This window comes from Streptodolium elevatio, assembly GCF_053592165.1.
The window spans coordinates 39,901-57,375 of sequence record NZ_JBSFVE010000007.1; the positions used below are offsets into that span (position 1 = coordinate 39,901).

At 71.0% G+C, this 17,475-nt stretch carries 15 protein-coding genes; 11 read left to right on the top strand and 4 right to left on the bottom strand.

What is annotated here, in order from left to right:
- Positions 1 to 246: 246 nt before the first annotated feature.
- The 4 genes from ACWD12_RS15160 to ACWD12_RS15175 all read right to left on the bottom strand — a co-directional run bounded on the left by ACWD12_RS15160 (position 247) and on the right by ACWD12_RS15175 (position 4,625).
- On the bottom strand, positions 247 to 1,656 hold the full coding sequence (locus ACWD12_RS15160; RefSeq protein WP_450099915.1) for an ABC transporter ATP-binding protein: 1,410 nt from the start codon (positions 1,654 to 1,656) through the stop codon (positions 247 to 249).
- Complete coding sequence (locus tag ACWD12_RS15165; protein WP_450099916.1) at positions 1,653 to 2,729, bottom strand: ABC transporter ATP-binding protein; 1,077 nt, start codon at positions 2,727 to 2,729, stop codon at positions 1,653 to 1,655. Before ACWD12_RS15165 ends, ACWD12_RS15160 begins: the two co-directional genes overlap by 4 nt.
- Positions 2,730 to 2,793: 64 nt before the next feature.
- A complete protein-coding gene (locus ACWD12_RS15170; protein WP_358348024.1) occupies positions 2,794 to 3,702 on the bottom strand; it encodes an ABC transporter permease in 909 nt (302 codons plus the stop codon).
- The gene (locus ACWD12_RS15175) at positions 3,699 to 4,625 is read right to left on the bottom strand and encodes an ABC transporter permease (RefSeq protein WP_358348026.1); all 927 of its coding nucleotides are present in this window, start codon (positions 4,623 to 4,625) and stop codon (positions 3,699 to 3,701) included. Before ACWD12_RS15175 ends, ACWD12_RS15170 begins: the two co-directional genes overlap by 4 nt.
- Before the next feature lie 626 nt (positions 4,626 to 5,251).
- Here ACWD12_RS15175 and ACWD12_RS15180 point away from each other — a divergent pair.
- The 11 genes from ACWD12_RS15180 (at position 5,252) to rplS (ending at position 16,229) form a co-directional block, all read left to right on the top strand.
- A complete protein-coding gene (locus tag ACWD12_RS15180) occupies positions 5,252 to 6,565 on the top strand; it encodes an ammonium transporter (protein ID WP_358348029.1) in 1,314 nt (437 codons plus the stop codon).
- Positions 6,562 to 6,900 carry a P-II family nitrogen regulator gene (locus tag ACWD12_RS15185; protein ID WP_358348032.1) on the top strand — a complete coding sequence of 113 codons (339 nt, stop codon included), beginning with the start codon at positions 6,562 to 6,564 and terminating at the stop codon, positions 6,898 to 6,900. Before ACWD12_RS15180 ends, ACWD12_RS15185 begins: the two co-directional genes overlap by 4 nt.
- A gap of 148 nt (positions 6,901 to 7,048) precedes the next feature.
- Complete coding sequence (locus tag ACWD12_RS15190) at positions 7,049 to 9,442, top strand: [protein-PII] uridylyltransferase (protein WP_450099917.1); 2,394 nt, start codon at positions 7,049 to 7,051, stop codon at positions 9,440 to 9,442.
- Positions 9,443 to 9,559: 117 nt separating this feature from the next.
- Positions 9,560 to 11,107, top strand: coding sequence for a signal recognition particle protein (gene ffh, locus ACWD12_RS15195; protein WP_358348036.1), 1,548 nt, complete (start codon positions 9,560 to 9,562; stop codon positions 11,105 to 11,107).
- Between the two features lie 55 nt (positions 11,108 to 11,162).
- Positions 11,163 to 11,711, top strand: coding sequence for a GNAT family N-acetyltransferase (locus ACWD12_RS15200; protein WP_450099918.1), 549 nt, complete (start codon positions 11,163 to 11,165; stop codon positions 11,709 to 11,711).
- A gap of 56 nt (positions 11,712 to 11,767) precedes the next feature.
- Positions 11,768 to 13,180 carry a proline--tRNA ligase gene (gene proS / locus ACWD12_RS15205; protein ID WP_358348041.1) on the top strand — a complete coding sequence of 471 codons (1,413 nt, stop codon included), beginning with the start codon at positions 11,768 to 11,770 and terminating at the stop codon, positions 13,178 to 13,180.
- Positions 13,181 to 13,376: 196 nt separating this feature from the next.
- Positions 13,377 to 13,838, top strand: coding sequence for a 30S ribosomal protein S16 (gene rpsP / locus ACWD12_RS15210; protein WP_358348044.1), 462 nt, complete (start codon positions 13,377 to 13,379; stop codon positions 13,836 to 13,838).
- Between the two features lie 2 nt (positions 13,839 to 13,840).
- On the top strand, positions 13,841 to 14,080 hold the full coding sequence (locus ACWD12_RS15215) for an RNA-binding protein (RefSeq protein ID WP_235052715.1): 240 nt from the start codon (positions 13,841 to 13,843) through the stop codon (positions 14,078 to 14,080).
- A 176-nt stretch (positions 14,081 to 14,256) separates the two neighbouring features.
- The gene (gene rimM / locus ACWD12_RS15220; protein ID WP_358348047.1) at positions 14,257 to 14,886 is read left to right on the top strand and encodes a ribosome maturation factor RimM; all 630 of its coding nucleotides are present in this window, start codon (positions 14,257 to 14,259) and stop codon (positions 14,884 to 14,886) included.
- On the top strand, positions 14,883 to 15,692 hold the full coding sequence (gene trmD / locus ACWD12_RS15225) for a tRNA (guanosine(37)-N1)-methyltransferase TrmD (RefSeq protein ID WP_358348050.1): 810 nt from the start codon (positions 14,883 to 14,885) through the stop codon (positions 15,690 to 15,692). Before rimM ends, trmD begins: the two co-directional genes overlap by 4 nt.
- Positions 15,693 to 15,860: 168 nt before the next feature.
- On the top strand, positions 15,861 to 16,229 hold the full coding sequence (gene rplS, locus ACWD12_RS15230) for a 50S ribosomal protein L19 (protein WP_358348052.1): 369 nt from the start codon (positions 15,861 to 15,863) through the stop codon (positions 16,227 to 16,229).
- Positions 16,230 to 17,475: the final 1,246 nt, after the last annotated feature.

Sequence of the window (17,475 nt, forward strand, 5' to 3'; positions counted from 1 at the left end):
GTGCTGCGGTGGTCGTACGGACTGTCGGGAGGCCGGGCGGGGCGTACGTGACGCATCCCATATAACGCCGTTACAGTCCGCGTATGGGCTTCCGTGGGGTTGGAGGTGATTCGTCCCCCACCCCGGAAAAGCCGTCCGCCGGGCCGCCGGGCCCGAAGGCCCCGGCGGCCCGGCGGCACGCTGGTGATGTTGCGGTTACAGCTTCAGTGGTGCGGTCTTGCGGTCGAGCGGCGTCCTGACTCGGCGTCAGGAGGCTTTCGGTGAGTCGGACTTGCCCGGCGGGTCGGAAGCCTTCTCGGCCGCTTCCGGGGACTCCTCGTCAGCGGCTTCGCCAGTGGCTTCGGTCGCCTTCTCGTCCGTCTCCGCCGCGGCCTCGCCGTCCGCCTTCGCGGCCGGCTCCTCCGCCGCCTTCGGGGCGTCGTCGGCAGCGTCGGCGTCAACGGCCTCGGACTTCGTCCCGCTCGCGGTCTCCGTGGCGGTCTCCACCTCGGGGCCCGCCTCGGTCTTCGACGCCTCGGTCTTCGACACCTCCGTCTTTGCCGCCTCGGCCGTCGTCTCGGCCGTCGTCTCCGTCGTCGCCTCGGGAGTGTCCTCGGCCGGCTCCGGCGCCGTGTCCTCCACCGTGGCGGAGAGCTCGACCAGCTCCGGTGCCACGTCCCCGACCAGCGGGTAGTGGCAGGCCACCCGGTGGCCCGGGGCCACCTCGCGCAGCTGCGGGACCTCGGTGCCGCAGCGCGGCGACGCGAGCGGGCAGCGGGTCCGGAACCGGCAGCCGCTCGGCGGGTTCATCGGCGACGGGATCTCGCCCTTGAGCGCCGGGCCCGAGTGCTGGGCGCCGGGGTTCGGCGCCGGGACGGCGTCGAGGAGCGCCCGCGTGTACGGGTGCGCCGGAGAGTCGTAGATCGCGTCCGTGTCCCCGGTCTCGCAGATCGTCCCCAGGTACATCACCGCGACGTCGTCGCTGATGTTGCGGACCACCGCGAGGTCGTGCGCCACGAAGATCATCGACACCCCGGTCGACGCCTTCATCTCGTCCAGCAGGTCCAGGACCTGCGCCTGGACCGACACGTCTAGCGAGGCGACCGGCTCGTCGCAGATCAGCAGGTCGGGGTTGACCACCATGGCCCGCGCGATGGCGATGCGCTGGCACTGGCCGCCCGAGAACTGGTGCGGGCGGCGCTCGGAGACCAGGTCCGGGTCGAGGCCGACCTTGCGCAGCATCGCGGCGACCCGGGGCTCGACCTCCTCCTTGGGCACCCCGGCGATGACCAGGCCCTCGCCGACGATGTCCTTGATCTTGCGGCGCGGGTTGAGCGCCGAGATCGGGTCCTGGAACACCATCTGGATGCGGCGGCGCATGACGCGCAGCGCTTCCTTGTTGAGCTTGGTCAGCTCCTGCCCGTCGAACAGCACGGAGCCGGCGGTGGGCTTGGTGAGCTGGAGGATCGCCCGGGCGAGCGTCGACTTGCCGCAGCCGGACTCGCCGACGAGGCCGAGCGTACGGCCGCGCTTGAGTTCGAAGCCGACGCCCGCCACCGCGTTCATGACGCCGCCCGGCACCCGGAAGCGCTGGACCAGGTCCGTCACGGTGAGCAGGACGTCGTCCTCGTTGGGGGCGGGCGCGGGCGCCACGCCGTCCAGGGTTCCGGCGGTCATGCCGAGACCTCCTTGGTCAGACTCGTGTCGGCCTTCGCCGCGGCGTCGTCGGACGCCTCGGCCTCGGCCGCCCCGCCCCCGACAGGGTGGTGGCACGCGAACAGGTGCCGCGCGTTGCCGTTCGAGATCATCGGCGGCTGCTCGGTCGCGCACTTGTCGTCGGACGCCGCACAGCGTGCCGCGAAAGCGCATCCGCCCTTGAACGTCACCAGGTCCGGCGGCGTGCCCGGAATGGGCTTGGGCCGCTGGGCCTTCGGGACGTCCAGGCGCGGCACCGCGGCGAGCAGGGCCTCGGTGTACTGGTGCTTGCGGTGCTGGAACAGCTCCTCGGTGGGGGAGTGCTCCACCATGCGGCCTGCGTACATGACCGCGATCTCGTCGGTACGCCCGGCCACGACGCCGAGGTCGTGGCTCACCAGGATCATGCCCATGCCTCGGTCCGCCTGGATCTCCTGCAGGAGGTCCAGGATCTGCCGTTGCACGGTCACGTCGAGTGCCGTGGTGGCCTCGTCCGCGATGAGCAGCTCCGGGTCGCACGCGAGGGCCATCGCGATGGTCACGCGCTGGCGCATGCCGCCGGAGAGCTGGTGCGGGTACTGCTTGGCGCGCTTCTCCGGCTCGGGGATGCCGACCAGCTTGAGGAGATCCACCGCGCGGGTCTTGGCGTCCGCCCGGGAGATGTCCATGTGCTCGCGCATCGACTCGGTGAGCTGACGCTCGATCAGCACCACCGGGTTGAGCGAGGTCATGGGGTCCTGGAACACCATGGCGATGTCGTTGCCCCAGGTCTTCCGCGCCTGCTTGCGCGGAATACCCACCAGTTCGGTGCCGTCCAGTTTCACGCTGCCGCTGATCTTCGCGATCGCCGGGCTGATGCCCATGAGCGCGCGTACGAGCATCGACTTGCCGGAGCCGGACTCGCCGACCAGGCCCAGGGTCTCACCCTTCCCGATGCGGAACGACGCACCGTCGACCGCCTTGAGAACGCCGCGCGGGGTGTTGAGGTGAACCTTGAGGTCCTGCACCTCCAGCAGCGGGACATCCGACGCAGGTGCGTCCTTGTTCCGTTCCATGAATCGCTCCATGAATACAGTCCCGTTGTCGAGACTTGGGTCTGTGGCTGACTAGAGGCGCCGACTACAGGTTGGAGTCGCGCACATCGAACTTCGCCCGCAGGCGGTCGCCGATGACATTGAGGGAGAACACCGTCAGGAAGAGCACGCCACAGGGGACGAACACCTGGGCGGGGTAGTCCTCGAGGGAGTCCTTCGCCTTGTAGACCATGCCGCCCCAGCTCGGCTCGGGGTCGGGGACACCGACGCCGAGGAACGACAGCGAGCCTTCCGCGACGATCATGATCGCCATGACGATCACCGCGTACGACATGATCGTCGCGACGGTGTTCGGCATGAGCTCCTTGAACATGATCCGCCCGGGCTTCGCCCCCATCGCCTTGGCCACCACCACGTACTCGCGCTTGGACTGCGCGATCGCGTTGGCCTTGGTGAGGCGGTAGAAGCCGGGGATGGTCAGCACCGAGAGGCCCAGGGTGATGGTCCACACGCTCGGCGGCTTGAGCACCGAGGACAGCATGAGCAGGAGCAGCAGCGGCGGGAAGGCCAGCAGCGCGTCCGCGAAGATGTCGATCACGGTCTCGGCCATGCCGCGGAAGTACGCCGCGGTGAGGCCGAGCAGGCCGCCGATGACGACGCCGCTGACGATCGGGAGCGTGGACACGATCAACGAGGTCCGGGCGCCCGCCGCGATGCGCGACAGGGTGCTGCGGCCCAGGTAGTCGGTGCCCAGGAACTCCGGCCACGCCTGGAAGGGCGACAGGTTGGAGTCGCCGATCGGCCGGTCGTACGCGGCGGGCAGGAAGTCCGCGATGATCACCATCAGGACGACCAGGGAGAGCCAGGTGATGGCGAACCACCACAGCAGCCCTGCCTTCTTCTTCTTGCCCTTGCGTTCGGCCGCGGCCTCGCCCGGCGTCTCGACGCCCGGATCGGTCAGGCCGAGGCTGTTCTCGGTTTCGACGAGGCTCATCGCGCCCTCACTCTCGGGTCGATCAGCATGTACGCGATGTCGACCAGCGTGTTCAGAAGGACGTAGCCGACCGCGATGACGACGACCGTGCCCTGGACGACCACGACCTCGTTGCTCGTGATCGCGTCGACGACGTTCTTGCCGAGGCCCGGGATGCTGAAGTAGACCTCCACGATGACCGTGCCGCCGATGAGGCGGCCGAGGGTCAGGCCGGAGATGGTGATCAGCGAGAAGGACGACGGCCTGAGCGCGTGTCTGAACAAGACGTACGGTGACGACATCCCTTTGGACTTCGCCGTCAGGATGTAGTCCTCTTGCAGCGTGGCCAGCATGTCGCTGCGCAACAGGCGTTGGAACTGTGGGATCTCCGCGAGCGCCAGGACGATCGCGGGCAGCATCAGATACTCGATGTTGCCCGATAGCGAGTCCGAGGCGTATTCCCAGCCCTGGTTCGGGAAGACCTGGCCGAGAGTTCCGGGGGCCGCGAACAGGTAGACCAGCAGAATCGAACTGATGAACGGCGGGATGGCCAGGAGGCCGGACGAAACGCCGCCCAGGATCTTGTCGGGCAGGCGGCCCGCCTTGGCCGCGGACCAGACGCCCAGCGGGACGGCCACCGCCAGCGCGAGCAGCAGCGCGACCAGCGCGAGCTCCAGCGTGACCGGGTACCGCTCCTTGATCCCGTCCATCACGGGTTGCTTGCTGAGCAGCGTCGTACCGAGGTCGCCTTGGAGGGCGTTGCCCACCCATCGCGCGTAGCGCTCGAACAGCGGCTGGTCGAATCCGTAGTCGTGCTCAAGCGCCTTGACATCCGCAGGTGTCATGTCGGCGGTGAGCAAGGGCGCCACCGGAGTTGCGGACGAATCGCCGAGCTTCATGATGTCCGGCATCGCGGTGGTGGCGAGCGTGACAAGGAACAACACCGGTATCAGATGAAGGACCTTGCGACCGAGCAGGCGCAACACGACGGCGTCACCCCCTCTCGCAGGTCTGGTCGGCTGACGGTGTGGAAGGATTTCGGGGCTGTGGAACTGTGTGCCGGCGTGGCACCCCTCGGGGTGCGTCGCGTCGGCCGCGCGCCGGGTGACGGGGCGATTCCGGTTGGTGACACGTGCCATGACGGCCCGTCAGTTAAGCGCGGTGATTAATTACGGCAGTGAGTGCGATCAATGTCAATGCATTCGGGTGATCCGTCTCACCGCCCCGTCGAGGCTTTACCAACCGTCCGGTGGGAGTTTTCGCATCCCGTCTGACCAGTAACGATTAGGCTTCGGCGGGCGGATCTGACGCGATGTCATTCCATACGCACGCGTACGCGTGAAGCCGTCCGTACCCTCCGCCGCACCGCCGACCGCGCCACCGAGGGCCCTCCGGAGCCGAACCGGGCCTCCGCATCCGGCCGTGCGCAGGCGTTCACGTCCCCGAAACACTCGTGCGAGAACCGTCACGCGTGCGAAACACGCGGCGACACGCCGTGAAACCTCACGGCTCGAAGCTCCTTCCCATGAGCCCCGGGGGTCGGCCGGGGCACGGAGAAGAGAGGCAGAGTATGGACACGGGTAACACCGCTTTCGTACTCCTGAGCGCCGCACTGGTCATGCTCATGACGCCCGGGCTGGCGTTCTTCTACGGCGGCATGGTCCGCGTGAAGAGCGTCCTCAACATGCTGATGATGTCCTTCATCTGCCTGGCCGTCGTGACCGTGCTGTGGGTGCTTTACGGGTTCTCGATGGCGTTCAGCACGGACGCCTTCGGCGGACTGGTCGGCAACCTCGACTGGTACGGCATGCGCGACATCGGACTCAGCGAGCTGTGGGACGGCTACACGGTCCCCGTCACCGCTTTCGCGATCTTCCAGCTGATGTTCGCGATCATCACGCCCGCACTGATCAGCGGCGCGGTCGCGGACCGCGTCAAGTTCGTCTCGTGGGCGGTCTTCGTGGCCCTGTGGGTCACCATCGTCTACTTCCCGGTCGCGCACTGGGTGTGGGCCGCGGACGGCTGGCTGTTCAAGAAGGGCGTCATCGACTTCGCGGGTGGCACCGCGGTGCACATCAACGCGGGTATCGCGGCACTGGCCCTGGTCCTCGTGGTCGGCAAGCGGGTCGGCTTCAAGCGCGACCCGATGCGCCCGCACAACCTGCCGTTCGTGATGCTCGGCTGCGGCCTGCTGTGGTTCGGCTGGTTCGGCTTCAACGCGGGCTCGTGGCTCGGCGCCGACGGGGTCACCGCACGTGCCGCGATCAACACGCAGATCTGCACCGCGGCCGCGGTCCTGGGGTGGCTCGCCCTGGAGAAGATCCGCGACGGCCACTTCACCACGCTGGGCGCCGCGTCCGGCGCGGTCGCCGGCCTGGTCGCCATCACCCCCGCGTGTGGTGCGCTCAGCCCGATGGGCTCGATCGCGCTCGGCATCGTCGCCGGTGCGGTCTGCGCCTGGGCGGTCGGCCTCAAGTACAAGCTCGGCTACGACGACTCGCTCGACGTCGTCGGCGTCCACCTGGTCGGCGGCATCGTCGGCTCGATCGCGCCCGGCCTGCTGGCCACCGGCAAGATCCAGAGCGACGCCGAAGGCCTCTTCTACGGCGGCGGCACCGAGCAGCTCGTGAAGCAGCTCACCGCGGTCGGTGCGGTGCTCGCGTACTCCTTCGTCGCCACGTACGTGATCGCGGTGCTGATCCAGAAGACCATCGGCTTCCGGGTCTCCGAGGACGACGAGGTCAACGGCATCGACCAGGTCGAGCACGCCGAGACCGGCTACGACTTCGCGAGCCTGGGCGGCTCGGTCGGGCGCCCGAGCGCGACCGTCGGCGCCGGCGCCGGTATCGCGACCGAGACGACCGAGACGAAGGTGGACGCGTGAAGCTCATCACCGCCGTCGTCAAGCCCCACCGGCTCGACGACGTGAAGAACGCCCTCCAGGCGTACGGGGTGCACGGCCTCACCGTGACCGAGGCCAGCGGCTACGGCCGGCAGCGCGGCCACACCGAGGTCTACCGGGGCGCGGAGTACCAGGTCGACCTGGTCCCCAAGGTCCGCATCGAGGTCGTCACCGAGGACGAGGACGCCGAGGAACTGCTCGAGGTCATCGTCAAGGCCGCCCGCACCGGCAAGATCGGCGACGGCAAGGCCTGGGTGGTTCCGGTCGACAGCGTCGTCCGGGTCCGCACCGGTGAACGCGGTCCGGAAGCCCTCTAGGCCACCCCGGTCCGACCGTGCAAGACAGCGCACGCAACGCGACGCGAGCCCGCACCGCCCACCAGGCGGGCGGGCTTGCGTCGTCGAAGACCGAGTCGGCCGAAGCACACCGACTGCCTCGGCCCAGCACCGAGAGCGATCACCGCACATGACCTACGGTGATCAGGGCCGTCACCGACAAGGAGGGCCGCCCGTCGTGGAACCCCGCCCGTCGACCGTCCGCTACACCCGCGACCGCGAGGAACTGCTCGGCGCCGAGGCGCAGACCGGCCGGGAGCGGCGCCGCGCGCACGCCGTGCTGGCCGACCGCTGGCTCGTCGGCCTCCTGGACGAGGCCGGAGGAGCCCCGCCGGGCGTGGCACTCGTCGCGGTCGGCGGCTACGGCCGACGCGAACTGTCGCCCGGCAGCGACCTCGACGTCGTGCTGCTGCACGACGGCCGCCGCGACATCGCCGCCCTCGCCGACTCCGTCTGGTACCCCGTGTGGGACGCGGGCGTGCCCCTCGACCACTCCGTACGCACCCCCGACGAGGCACGCCGCGCGGCCGACGACGACCTGCGTGTACACCTCGGCCTGCTGGACGCCCGGCACATCGCCGGCGACGTCGAACTGACCGGTCAGGTCCGCACCGCGGCCCTGACCGCCTGGCGCACCAACGCCCCCAAGCGGCTGCCCGAGCTCCTGGAGTCCTGCGACGAGCGCGCCGAGAAGTTCGGCGAGCTGGCCTTCCTCCTCGAACCGGACCTCAAGGAGGCCCGCGGCGGGCTGCGCGACGCGGCCGCACTGCGCGCCGTCGCCGCCTCGTGGATCGCCGACGCGCCGCACGAGGAGGTGGACAGCGCCCGCGCGACGCTGCTCGACGTACGCGACGCGCTGCATCTGGCCACCGGCCGGGCCGGGGACCGCCTGCTGCTGCAGGAGCAGGACGCCGTCGCCCGCGGCCTGGGACTGCTGGACGCGGACACCCTGCTGCGGCGCGTCTCCGAGTCGGCGCGCGCCCTGTCGTACGCCTTCGACGTCACCTGGCGCGAGGTCAACCGCGTGCTGGCGGCGCGCGTCGGACCCGTGCGCCGGGTCCTGCGCGGGCGCACGTCCGGCCCCGAGCGCCGTCCGCTCGCCGAGGGCGTCGTCGAGCACGGCGGCGAGGCCGTCCTCGCCCACGGCGCCAACCCCTCGCGCGATGCCGGGCTGCTGCTGCGCGCCGCCGCGGCCGCCGCACAGGCCGGGCTCCCGCTGTCCCGACACGCGGTCGAGCGGCTGTCCGTGGAGAGCCCCCCGATGCCCGACCCGTGGCCGCCCGCGGTGCGCGAATCCTTCGTAGCCCTGCTCGGCGCCGGCCGCAGCGCGCTCCCGGTGTGGGAGGCGATGGAGTCCAAGCGCCTGGTCACCCGGCTGCTGCCGGACTGGGAGCGGGTGCGCTGCCGCCCGCAGCGCAACGCCGTGCACCGCTTCACCGTCGACCGCCACCTCGTCGAGGCGGCCATCCAGGCCGCCGCGCACACCCGCCGCGTGTCGCGGCCCGACCTGCTGCTGGTGGCCGCGCTGCTGCACGACGTCGGTAAAGGCTGGCCGGGCGACCACAGCGTCAGCGGCGAGGTCATCGCCCGCGAGGCGGCCGCCCGCATGGGGTTCCCCAAGGACGACGTCGACGTCATCGCCACCCTGGTCCGGCACCACCTGCTGCTCGTCGACACCGCGACCCGCCGCGACCTGGACGACCCGGTCACGGTCTCGGCGTTCGCCGAGGCCATCGGCAGTGTGGAGACGCTGGAGCTGCTGCACGCCCTCACCGAGGCGGACGCCGCCGCGACCGGCCCGGCCGCCTGGAGCGACTGGCGGGACGCGCTGTGCCGCGACCTGGTCGCGCGGGCGCGGGCGGTGCTGGTCGGCCGTCCGGCGGCGGTCGGGCAGCCGATCGACACCGCGCGGGTACGCCTGGCCGAGCAGTTCGAACGGGCCGGCGCGGGCGGCTTCGCGGTCACGCTGGAACCGCTGTCGTACGGCGCCGAGGTCACCGTCGCGGCACCGGACCGGGTCGGGCTGCTGTCGCTCGCCGCGGGCGTGCTGGCCCTGCACCGGCTCACCGTGCGCTCGGCGGTCGCCGACGTCGTGGACGGCAGGGCCATCACGGTGTGGACCGTCGAGACCGAGTTCGGGTCCCTGCCCGACCCCGCCGCGGTCCGCGAGGACGTGCGGCGCGCGCTGGACGGCGGGCTCGACGTGGCGGGCAAGCTCGCTCGGCGCGAGGCGGCGTACGCGCCCCGGCGCGGCACCACCCCCGCGCCCCCGCGCGTGGAGGTCGTGCACGGCGCGTCCGAGACGGCCACTGTTCTGGAGGTGCGCGCCCACGACGGGCCGGGCCTGCTGCACCGCATCGGCAAGGCCCTCGCCGACGCCCACGTGAGCGTGCGGCAGGCGCGCGTGAGCACGCACGGCGCGGACGCGGTCGACGCGTTCTACGTGGTGGGCGGCGACGGGGAGCCGCTGGCCGCCGACGCGGCCCGGCAGTTGGCCAAGAGCCTGGAGAAAGCCCTGGCCTGACCGCGGGCCGGGCACCCGGCCGGAATCGGCCGGACCGCTCGGGACGTTCCCGAGCGGTCCCCGGGTAGGCTGGAGCGGACCGCAACCCAACTCTCGCGACGAAGGACCTCTGCCGACGTGTTCGACACTCTTTCCGACCGCCTCGCAGCGACCTTCAAGAACCTCCGTGGCAAGGGTCGCCTCTCCGAGGCCGACATCGACGCCACCGCCCGGGAGATCCGGGTCGCGCTGCTCGAGGCCGACGTGGCGCTGCCCGTCGTGCGCGAGTTCGTGGCGCACGTCAAGGAGCGGGCGCGCGGTGCCGAGGTGTCGCAGGCGCTGAACCCCGCGCAGCAGATCGTCAAGATCGTCAACGAGGAACTGGTCCGCATCCTCGGCGGCGAGACGCGGCGGCTGCGTTTCGCGAAGACCGCGCCGACCGTGATCATGCTCGCCGGCCTCCAGGGCGCGGGCAAGACCACCCTCGCCGGGAAGCTCGGCAAGTGGCTCAAGACCCAGAAGCACTCGCCGCTGCTGGTCGCGTGCGACCTCCAGCGGCCCAACGCGGTCAACCAGCTCAGCGTCGTGGCCGAGCGGGCGGGCGTCGCGGTCTACGCTCCGGAGCCCGGCAACGGCGTCGGCGACCCGGTCAAGGTCGCCCGCGACTCGATCGAGTACGCCCGCGAGAAGCAGTACGACGTGGTCGTCGTCGACACCGCCGGCCGCCTCGGCATCGACGCCGAGATGATGCAGCAGGCCGCGGACATCCGCGACGCGGTGAGCCCGGACGAGATCCTGTTCGTCGTCGACGCGATGATCGGCCAGGACGCGGTCACCACCGCGCAGGCGTTCCTCGACGGCGTCGGCTTCGACGGCGTGGTGCTCTCCAAGCTCGACGGCGACGCGCGCGGCGGTGCCGCGCTGTCCGTCGCCCAGGTGACCGGCCGCCAGGTCATGTTCGCCTCCAACGGCGAGAAGCTCGACGACTTCGACGCGTTCCACCCGGACCGCATGGCGTCGCGCATCCTCGGCATGGGCGACATGCTCAGCCTCATCGAGATGGCCGAGCAGAAGTACGACGCCGACCTCGCGCTCAAGGCCGCCGAGAAGATCCAGAAGGGCGGCAAGGACTTCACCCTCGACGACTTCCTCCAGCAAATGGAGCAGGTCAAGAAGATGGGGTCCATCTCCAAGCTGCTCGGCATGCTGCCCGGCATGGGGCAGATGAAGGAGCAGATCGACAGCATCGACGACCGCGACCTCGACCGGGTCGCGGCCATCATCAAGTCGATGACCCCCGGCGAGCGCGACGACCCGAAGATCGTCAACGGGTCGCGCCGCGCGCGTATCGCCAAGGGCTCCGGCTGCACGGTCACCGAGGTCAACAACCTCATCGAGCGGTTCTTCGAGGCCCGCAAGATGATGACGTCGATGGCGCGCGGCGGCGGCTTCCCCGGGATGCCGGGCATGCCCGGCGGCGGCGGTGCCCGCAAGAAGGGCAAGGCACCCAAGCAGGCCAAGGGCAAGCGCCAGTCGGGCAACCCGATGAAGCGCAAGCAGGAGGAGCTCGCCGCGGCGCAGCGCCGCGAGGAGCGTGCCGCCAGTGCCTTCCAGCTGCCGGGCGACGGCGCCGCGGACCCGTCGGACTTCGAACTCCCGAAGGGCTTCGAGGACTACCTGAAGTAGTCCGGACGACGGCCATGGCACTCCCCGTACTTCCCGTCCCGGGCGGCGGCGTCACGTGACGACCGCCTACACGCGTCCGGGCTACCGGGTCGGGATCAGGCCGGTGCGGGACGAGGACGCGGCCGCGTACCGGGCCGCGGTCCTGCGGTCGATGGAGCACATCACCGCGTGGAACCCGGCGCGGCCCGACGGGTTCCCGGAGATCCTCGCGGCCCAGGGCGCGACGATGCGCACGTTCTTCGTCGTCGACCTCGCGGACGGCGGCCTCGCGGGCAAGATCAACGTCGCCAACATCGTGCGCGGCGGGTTCCGCAACGCGACGATCGGCTACGACGCGTACCTGCCGTACGCCGGGACCGGCCGCATGAGCGAGGGCCTCGCCCTGGTCGTGAACCGCTGCTTCGCCCCCGCCTCGCGAGGCGGGCTGGAGCTGCACCGGTTGGAGGTCAACGTGCAGCCGGGCAACGAGCGTTCGATCGCGCTCGCCAAACGGCTCGGGTTCCGGCACGAGGGTTTCTCGCCGCGCATGATCCACATCAACGGCGCGTGGCGCGACCACGAGCGGTTCGCGATGACCGCGGAGGAGTGGCCGGGGCTCGGCTGAGCCGCGCGGGCCATCGGGTTCGGACGGCGGTCGGGATGCCCGTACCATGTGGCCTCATGGCAAAGGCTCCCATCCTCACCCCCCAGGCGGACGACTTTCCGCGCTGGTACCAGGACCTGATCGGCAAGGCCGAACTGGCGGACAACGGGCCGGTGCGCGGCACCATGGTCATCCGACCGTACGGCTACTCGCTGTGGGAGCGGATGCAGTCCGAGGTCGACGCCCGTATCAAGGACGCCGGGGCGCAGAACGCGTACTTCCCGATGTTCATCCCGGAGAACTACCTCACGCGCGAGGCCGAGCACGTCGAGGGCTTCAGCCCCGAACTGGCGGTCGTCACGCACGGCGGCGGCAAGCAGCTGGAGGAGCCGGTCGTGGTACGGCCGACGTCCGAGACGATCATCAACGAGTACTTCTCGAAGTGGGTGCAGTCGTACCGCGACCTGCCGCTGCTCATCAACCAGTGGGCAAACGTGGTGCGTTGGGAGCTTCGGCCGCGCATCTTCCTGCGGACGACCGAGTTCCTGTGGCAGGAAGGCCACACCGCGCACGCCACGTACGAGGACGCGCGTGCGTACGCCACACGCATCCACCGCCACGTGTACGACGACTTCATGCGCAACGTGCTCGCCATCGACGTCGTGCTCGGCCGGAAGACCGCGCGCGAGCGTTTCGCGGGCGCCATCAACACCCTGACGCTCGAAGGCATGATGGGCGACGGCAAGGCCCTCCAGATGGGCACGTCGCACGAGCTCGGGCAGAACTTCGCCAAGGCCTTCAACACGCAGTACCTGGCGGACACCGGCGAGCGCGAGTACGTCTGGCAGACCTCGTGGGGCGCCAGCACCCGCATGGTCGGCGGCCTCATCATGAGCCACGGCGACGACAACGGCCTGCGCGTCCCGCCGCGCCTCGCCCCGGTCCAGGTCGTGGTCATGGCCATCAAGGGCGACGACGCGGTGGTCGACGCGGTGCGGGCGCTCGGCGACCGCCTCAAGGCCGCCGGGGTACGCGTCGTCGTGGACGACAAGACGGACACCCCCTTCGGCCGCCGCGCGGTCGACTGGGAGCTCAAGGGCGTGCCGATCCGGCTCGAGATCGGGCCGCGCGACCTGGAGGGCGGCACCGCGATGCTGGCCCGCCGGATCGCGGGCGGCAAGAGCCCGGTGGCGCTCGACACGGTCGTCGAGACGGTCGCGACCGTGCTGGACGAGGACCAGGCGCTGCTGCTCGCGCAGTCGCGTGAGCGCCGCGTCGCGCGTACCGCCGACGTCACCTCGATCGGCGAGGCGGTCGAGGCCGCGTCCACCGGGTGGGCGCGCATGCCGTGGGCCGACCTCGGGGCCGAGGGCGAGGCGAAGCTCGCCGAGCAGGGCGTCTCGGTGCGCTGCCTGGTGACCGCCGACGGCGGGGTGCCGGACGCCGAGGACCAGGCCGGCAACGTGGCGATCCTGGCCCGCGCCTACTGACCCGGGCCGCGGGGGTGAGGGGGTCGGCGCGGTTTGGGATCCCGGCGGCATGTCTGGCAGAATGGCCCGCTGAGTACCCGGAGCATCGTCGGACCCTCTCTCCGCATGACTTCGTGTCCACTGACCGGCCGGTCGCATGTCCCCACGTGACGACGCGGTCGCTCACCCACGTCAAGATGCAGGAGACACCACTCTCGTGGCAGTCAAGATCAAGCTGAAGCGCCTGGGCAAGATCCGGAGCCCGCACTACCGCATCGTCGTCGCCGACGCCCGCACCAAGCGTGACGGTCGCGCGATCGAGGAGATCGGTATCTACCACCCGATGGAGAACCCCTCGCGTATCGAGGTCGACTCCGACCGGGCGCAGTACTGGCTCGGCGTCGGCGCCCAGCCGACCGACGCGGTCGCCGTGCTCCTCAAGCTCACCGGCGACTGGCAGAAGCACAAGGGCCTGCCGGCTCCGGAGAACGCGCTGAAGGTCGCCGCGCCGAAGACCGACAAGAAGACCCTGTTCGAGGCTGCCGCCAAGGAAGCCGCGGACGAGCCGAAGGACGGCGCCACCACGCCGAAGGCGAAGAAGGAGAAGAAGGCCGAGGCCCCCGCGGCCGACGCCGCTCCCGCCGCCGAGGCCGCCGAGTCGGCGCCGAGCGAGGGCTGACCATGCTCGAGGAGGCCCTCGAGCATTTGGTCAAGGGCATCGTCGAGAACCCGGACGACGTGAAGGTCCGCGCGCGCAATCTGCGCCGCGGCCGCATCCTTGAGGTCCGTGTCCACCCCGACGACCTGGGCAAGGTCATCGGGCGCGGTGGGCGTACGGCTCGGGCGCTGCGTACCGTCGTGACCGCCCTGGGCGGCCGGGGAGTCCGCGTCGACCTCGTCGACGTCGACCAGGTGCGCTGAAGAAGCACCCGGCGCGCGTCAAGCGCTATGGGCGGCCCTCCACATCTGTGCAAGCGATGTGGAGGGCCGCCCTTTTTCCTTCGTTCCCCGGTCCTTTTCCCCTGGCCCCTTCGCTTCGCCCGTGAATCGCTTCGCCCGCGTGCCGCTCCGCGAAGTGCCCCGTTGAGGAGATAACAGTGCAGTTGGTGGTTGCCCGCATCGGCCGGGCCCACGGCATCCGGGGACAGGTCAGCGTCGAGGTGCGCACGGACGAGCCGGAATTGCGGCTCGCGCCGGGCGCGGTGCTGATGACCGACCCGCCGTCCGCGGGGCCGCTGACCATCGCCGCGGGCAAGGTGCACAGCGGACGGCTGCTGCTGTCGTTCGAGGGCGTCGCGGACCGGACCGCCGCCGAGGCGCTGCGCAACGTGCTCCTCATCGCGGAGATCGACCCCGACGAACTCCCGGAGGACCCCGAGGAGTTCTACGACCACCAGCTCGTCGGGCTGGACGTCGTGCTGGCCGACGGGACCGAGATCGGCGAGGTACGCGAGATCGCGCACCTTCCGTCGCAGGACCTGCTCATCGTCGTGCGGCCGGACGGGCGCGAGGTCATGGTGCCGTTCGTCGAGGAGATCGTGCCCGAGATCGACCTCGAGGAGCAGCGGCTCGTGGTCACACCGCCGCCGGGGCTGATCGACCCGGACGAGGCGGAGGTGGCGTCCTCGCGCGACGGCGACGCCGCGGACGGTGACACCCCCGACGGCGACGAGGGCGACTCGGATGGGGAACCGGGCGGGGAACCGGGCGCGGAGCCCCGGTCATGAGGATCGACGTCGTCTCGATCTTCCCGGAGTACCTGGCGCCGCTCGACGTCTCGCTGGTCGGCAAGGCGCGGGCGAAGGGGCTGCTGGACGTACGCCTGCACCAACTGCGCGACCAGGCCCACGACGTGCACCGCACGGTCGACGACACGCCTTACGGCGGCGGCCCGGGCATGGTCATGAAGCCCGAGCCGTGGGCGGCCGCACTCGAAGCGGTCGCGCCGCCGGACGGCGAGGGGGTGCCGCGGTTGATCGTGCCGACGCCGTCGGGGCGGCCGTTCACGCAGGAGCTTGCCGTCGAACTCGCTTCCGAGCCCTGGCTGCTCTTCGCCCCCGCGCGCTACGAGGGCATCGACCGCCGGGTCATCGAGGACGCCGCCACGCGGATGCGCGTGGACGAGGTCTCCATCGGCGACTACGTGCTCGCGGGCGGCGAGGTCGCCGTCCTGGTGATGGTCGAGGCCGTCGCCCGGCTGCTGCCCGGCGTGCTGGGCAACGCGGAGTCGGTACGCGACGACTCGTTCGCGCCGGGGGCCATGGCGAACCTGCTCGAAGGGCCGGTCTACACGAAGCCGGCCGAGTGGCGGGGGCGCGAGGTGCCGCCCGTACTGCTGTCCGGGAACCACGGCGCGATTGCCCGGTGGCGCCGCGACCAGGCCCTGCGCCGGACCGCGGAAAACCGCCCTGACCTGCTGGAACGCCTAACGTCCGGGGACGTCGACAAGCACGACCGGGCCGCTTTGGCGGCCCTCGGGTGGACGGAGCGGGACGGCCGGTTTTCTCCGGACGCCACCCCTGTGGCAGACTGAACAGCTGTTGCCGTACGACCTGATCCGGCGCCGCGCTCCAACCGCGGGGGCGCCGGGGGTGCCCCTGCCACAGGGGGAGTACCACCGCGAAGGTCGACGGCCCTCTCTTCGTAGACACCACGACATGCCGTGGGTGACCTGTGGCACCCGCGAGAAAGCGACGCCACCATGGCCAACATCATCGACGGCCTCGACGCAGCCTCCCTGCGCGACGACATCCCGGCCTTCCGGGCCGGCGACACCCTCAAGGTGCACGTCCGCGTCATCGAAGGCAACAAGTCCCGCGTCCAGGTCTTCCAGGGCTTCGTGCTCCGTCGCCAGGGCGCCGGCGTCCGCGAGACCTTCACGGTCCGCAAGGTCAGCTACAACGTCGGCGTCGAGCGCACCTTCCCGGTGCACACGCCGGTGATCGAGAAGATCGAGGTCGTGACCCGCGGCGACGTCCGCCGCGCGAAGCTGTACTACATGCGTGACCTGCGCGGCAAGGCCGCGAAGATCAAGGAGAAGCGCGACGCCGCCGGCCGTACCACGGTCTAGTCCCGAGTAGGCGGGCCGACCTGCCCGTTAGGCTCCTTCGCAATGGACGAAGCAGCGCGCACGGTCGACACGGGGAAGACCCCGCGACCCGCCACACCGGACACCGGCCGCGGCTCCACGGTGGACACCTCCACCGGCGCTCCCTCCGAGGAGCGCGCGGAGCCGCGGCCGACGCATGCCCAAGAGCCCCCGGCCCCGCGGACGGGTGAGCCGCCGCCCGCCGACTCCGGCCCCGACGGCCCCGACGGCACCGCCCAACTGCGCGCCGCGCGCCCCGCACCGGGTGCCCCACCCCCGACGCCCGCCGGCCGGTCCGCGCCGAACAAGAAGTCGGCGGCAACCGCGGCCAGGAGGCGGACTGCCGACGCCGCGGACGCCGAGGCCGAGGCGGCGGGCGAAGCCGTCCCAGCGCCGGGCGAAGCTCCCCGGTCGCCGCGCGCCGGTGAACGCACCGCTCAGTTGCGGGCCCTTCCGCCGCCCGCTGCCGGTGGCGGCGGGGAGTCGACCGGCAAGGCCGCCGCCGGCGACGAGGGTGCGAAGTCGCCCGCGAAGCAGACGCCAGGCGGCAAGCCAAGTCGCGGTGACAAGCCCGGCACAGGTGACGAGGCCAATCCCGTCGAGACCGTGGAGCCCGTCGACCGCACCGTGCAACTGCGCGCGCCTCGACCCGCGGGGGCGACCCGTCCCACCAAGCAGACAGCCGACCGCAAGTCCGACAGCGGCGATGCGGCGGGTGCCGGCGACCGTACAGTGCGGCTGCGTGCTCCCAGGCCCGGGCAGCTTGGCGGTTCGGCATTCGCGGCCGCCACCGATTCGGCGGCTTCGGAAGCGGATTCCCGTACGTCCCCCTCGGGTTCGCACAAGGCTGCCGATCAGACCCCGGCATCGGGCGCCGGTGAGACACCGGAGAAGGGGGCCGCGTCCGCCGCCGAGCGTACGAAGTCGCCGCCCAAGCCCGGGAAGTCCGGGGCCGCTGATGCGGATTCCCGGGTGTCCCCGGAGGATTCGGCCAAGACCGAGGACAAGTCCGGGGCGCCGGGCACGGAACGCGGTCCGCGTGCCCCCGGCGACGCGGATGACGCGCCGCCTCGTCGTACGCCGGGTGCCGACCGGCGTCCCGCGGCGGGCCCACGAACTGCTTCACGAACTGCCCCACGAACGGGTGACGGCGGTGCCGGACCGTCGGCGTCTGCCGGTGCGTCGGTTCGGCCCAAGACTTCCAAGCCCTCCAAACCCTCCGAGGCGG

Excerpts from the sequence above, each read along its gene's own strand:
- ACWD12_RS15160 (WP_450099915.1), bottom strand. The coding sequence starts at position 1,656 with ATGACCGCCGGAACCCTGGACGGCGTGGCGCCCGCGCCCGCCCCCAAC.
- ACWD12_RS15165 (WP_450099916.1), bottom strand. The coding sequence starts at position 2,729 with ATGGAACGGAACAAGGACGCACCTGCGTCGGATGTCCCGCTGCTGGAG.
- ACWD12_RS15170 (WP_358348024.1), bottom strand. The coding sequence starts at position 3,702 with ATGAGCCTCGTCGAAACCGAGAACAGCCTCGGCCTGACCGATCCGGGC.
- ACWD12_RS15180 (WP_358348029.1), top strand. The coding sequence starts at position 5,252 with ATGGACACGGGTAACACCGCTTTCGTACTCCTGAGCGCCGCACTGGTC.
- ACWD12_RS15190 (WP_450099917.1), top strand. The coding sequence starts at position 7,049 with ATGACCTACGGTGATCAGGGCCGTCACCGACAAGGAGGGCCGCCCGTC.
- proS (WP_358348041.1), top strand. The coding sequence starts at position 11,768 with ATGGCAAAGGCTCCCATCCTCACCCCCCAGGCGGACGACTTTCCGCGC.
- ACWD12_RS15215 (WP_235052715.1), top strand. The coding sequence starts at position 13,841 with ATGCTCGAGGAGGCCCTCGAGCATTTGGTCAAGGGCATCGTCGAGAAC.
- trmD (WP_358348050.1), top strand. The coding sequence starts at position 14,883 with ATGAGGATCGACGTCGTCTCGATCTTCCCGGAGTACCTGGCGCCGCTC.
- rplS (WP_358348052.1), top strand. The coding sequence starts at position 15,861 with ATGGCCAACATCATCGACGGCCTCGACGCAGCCTCCCTGCGCGACGAC.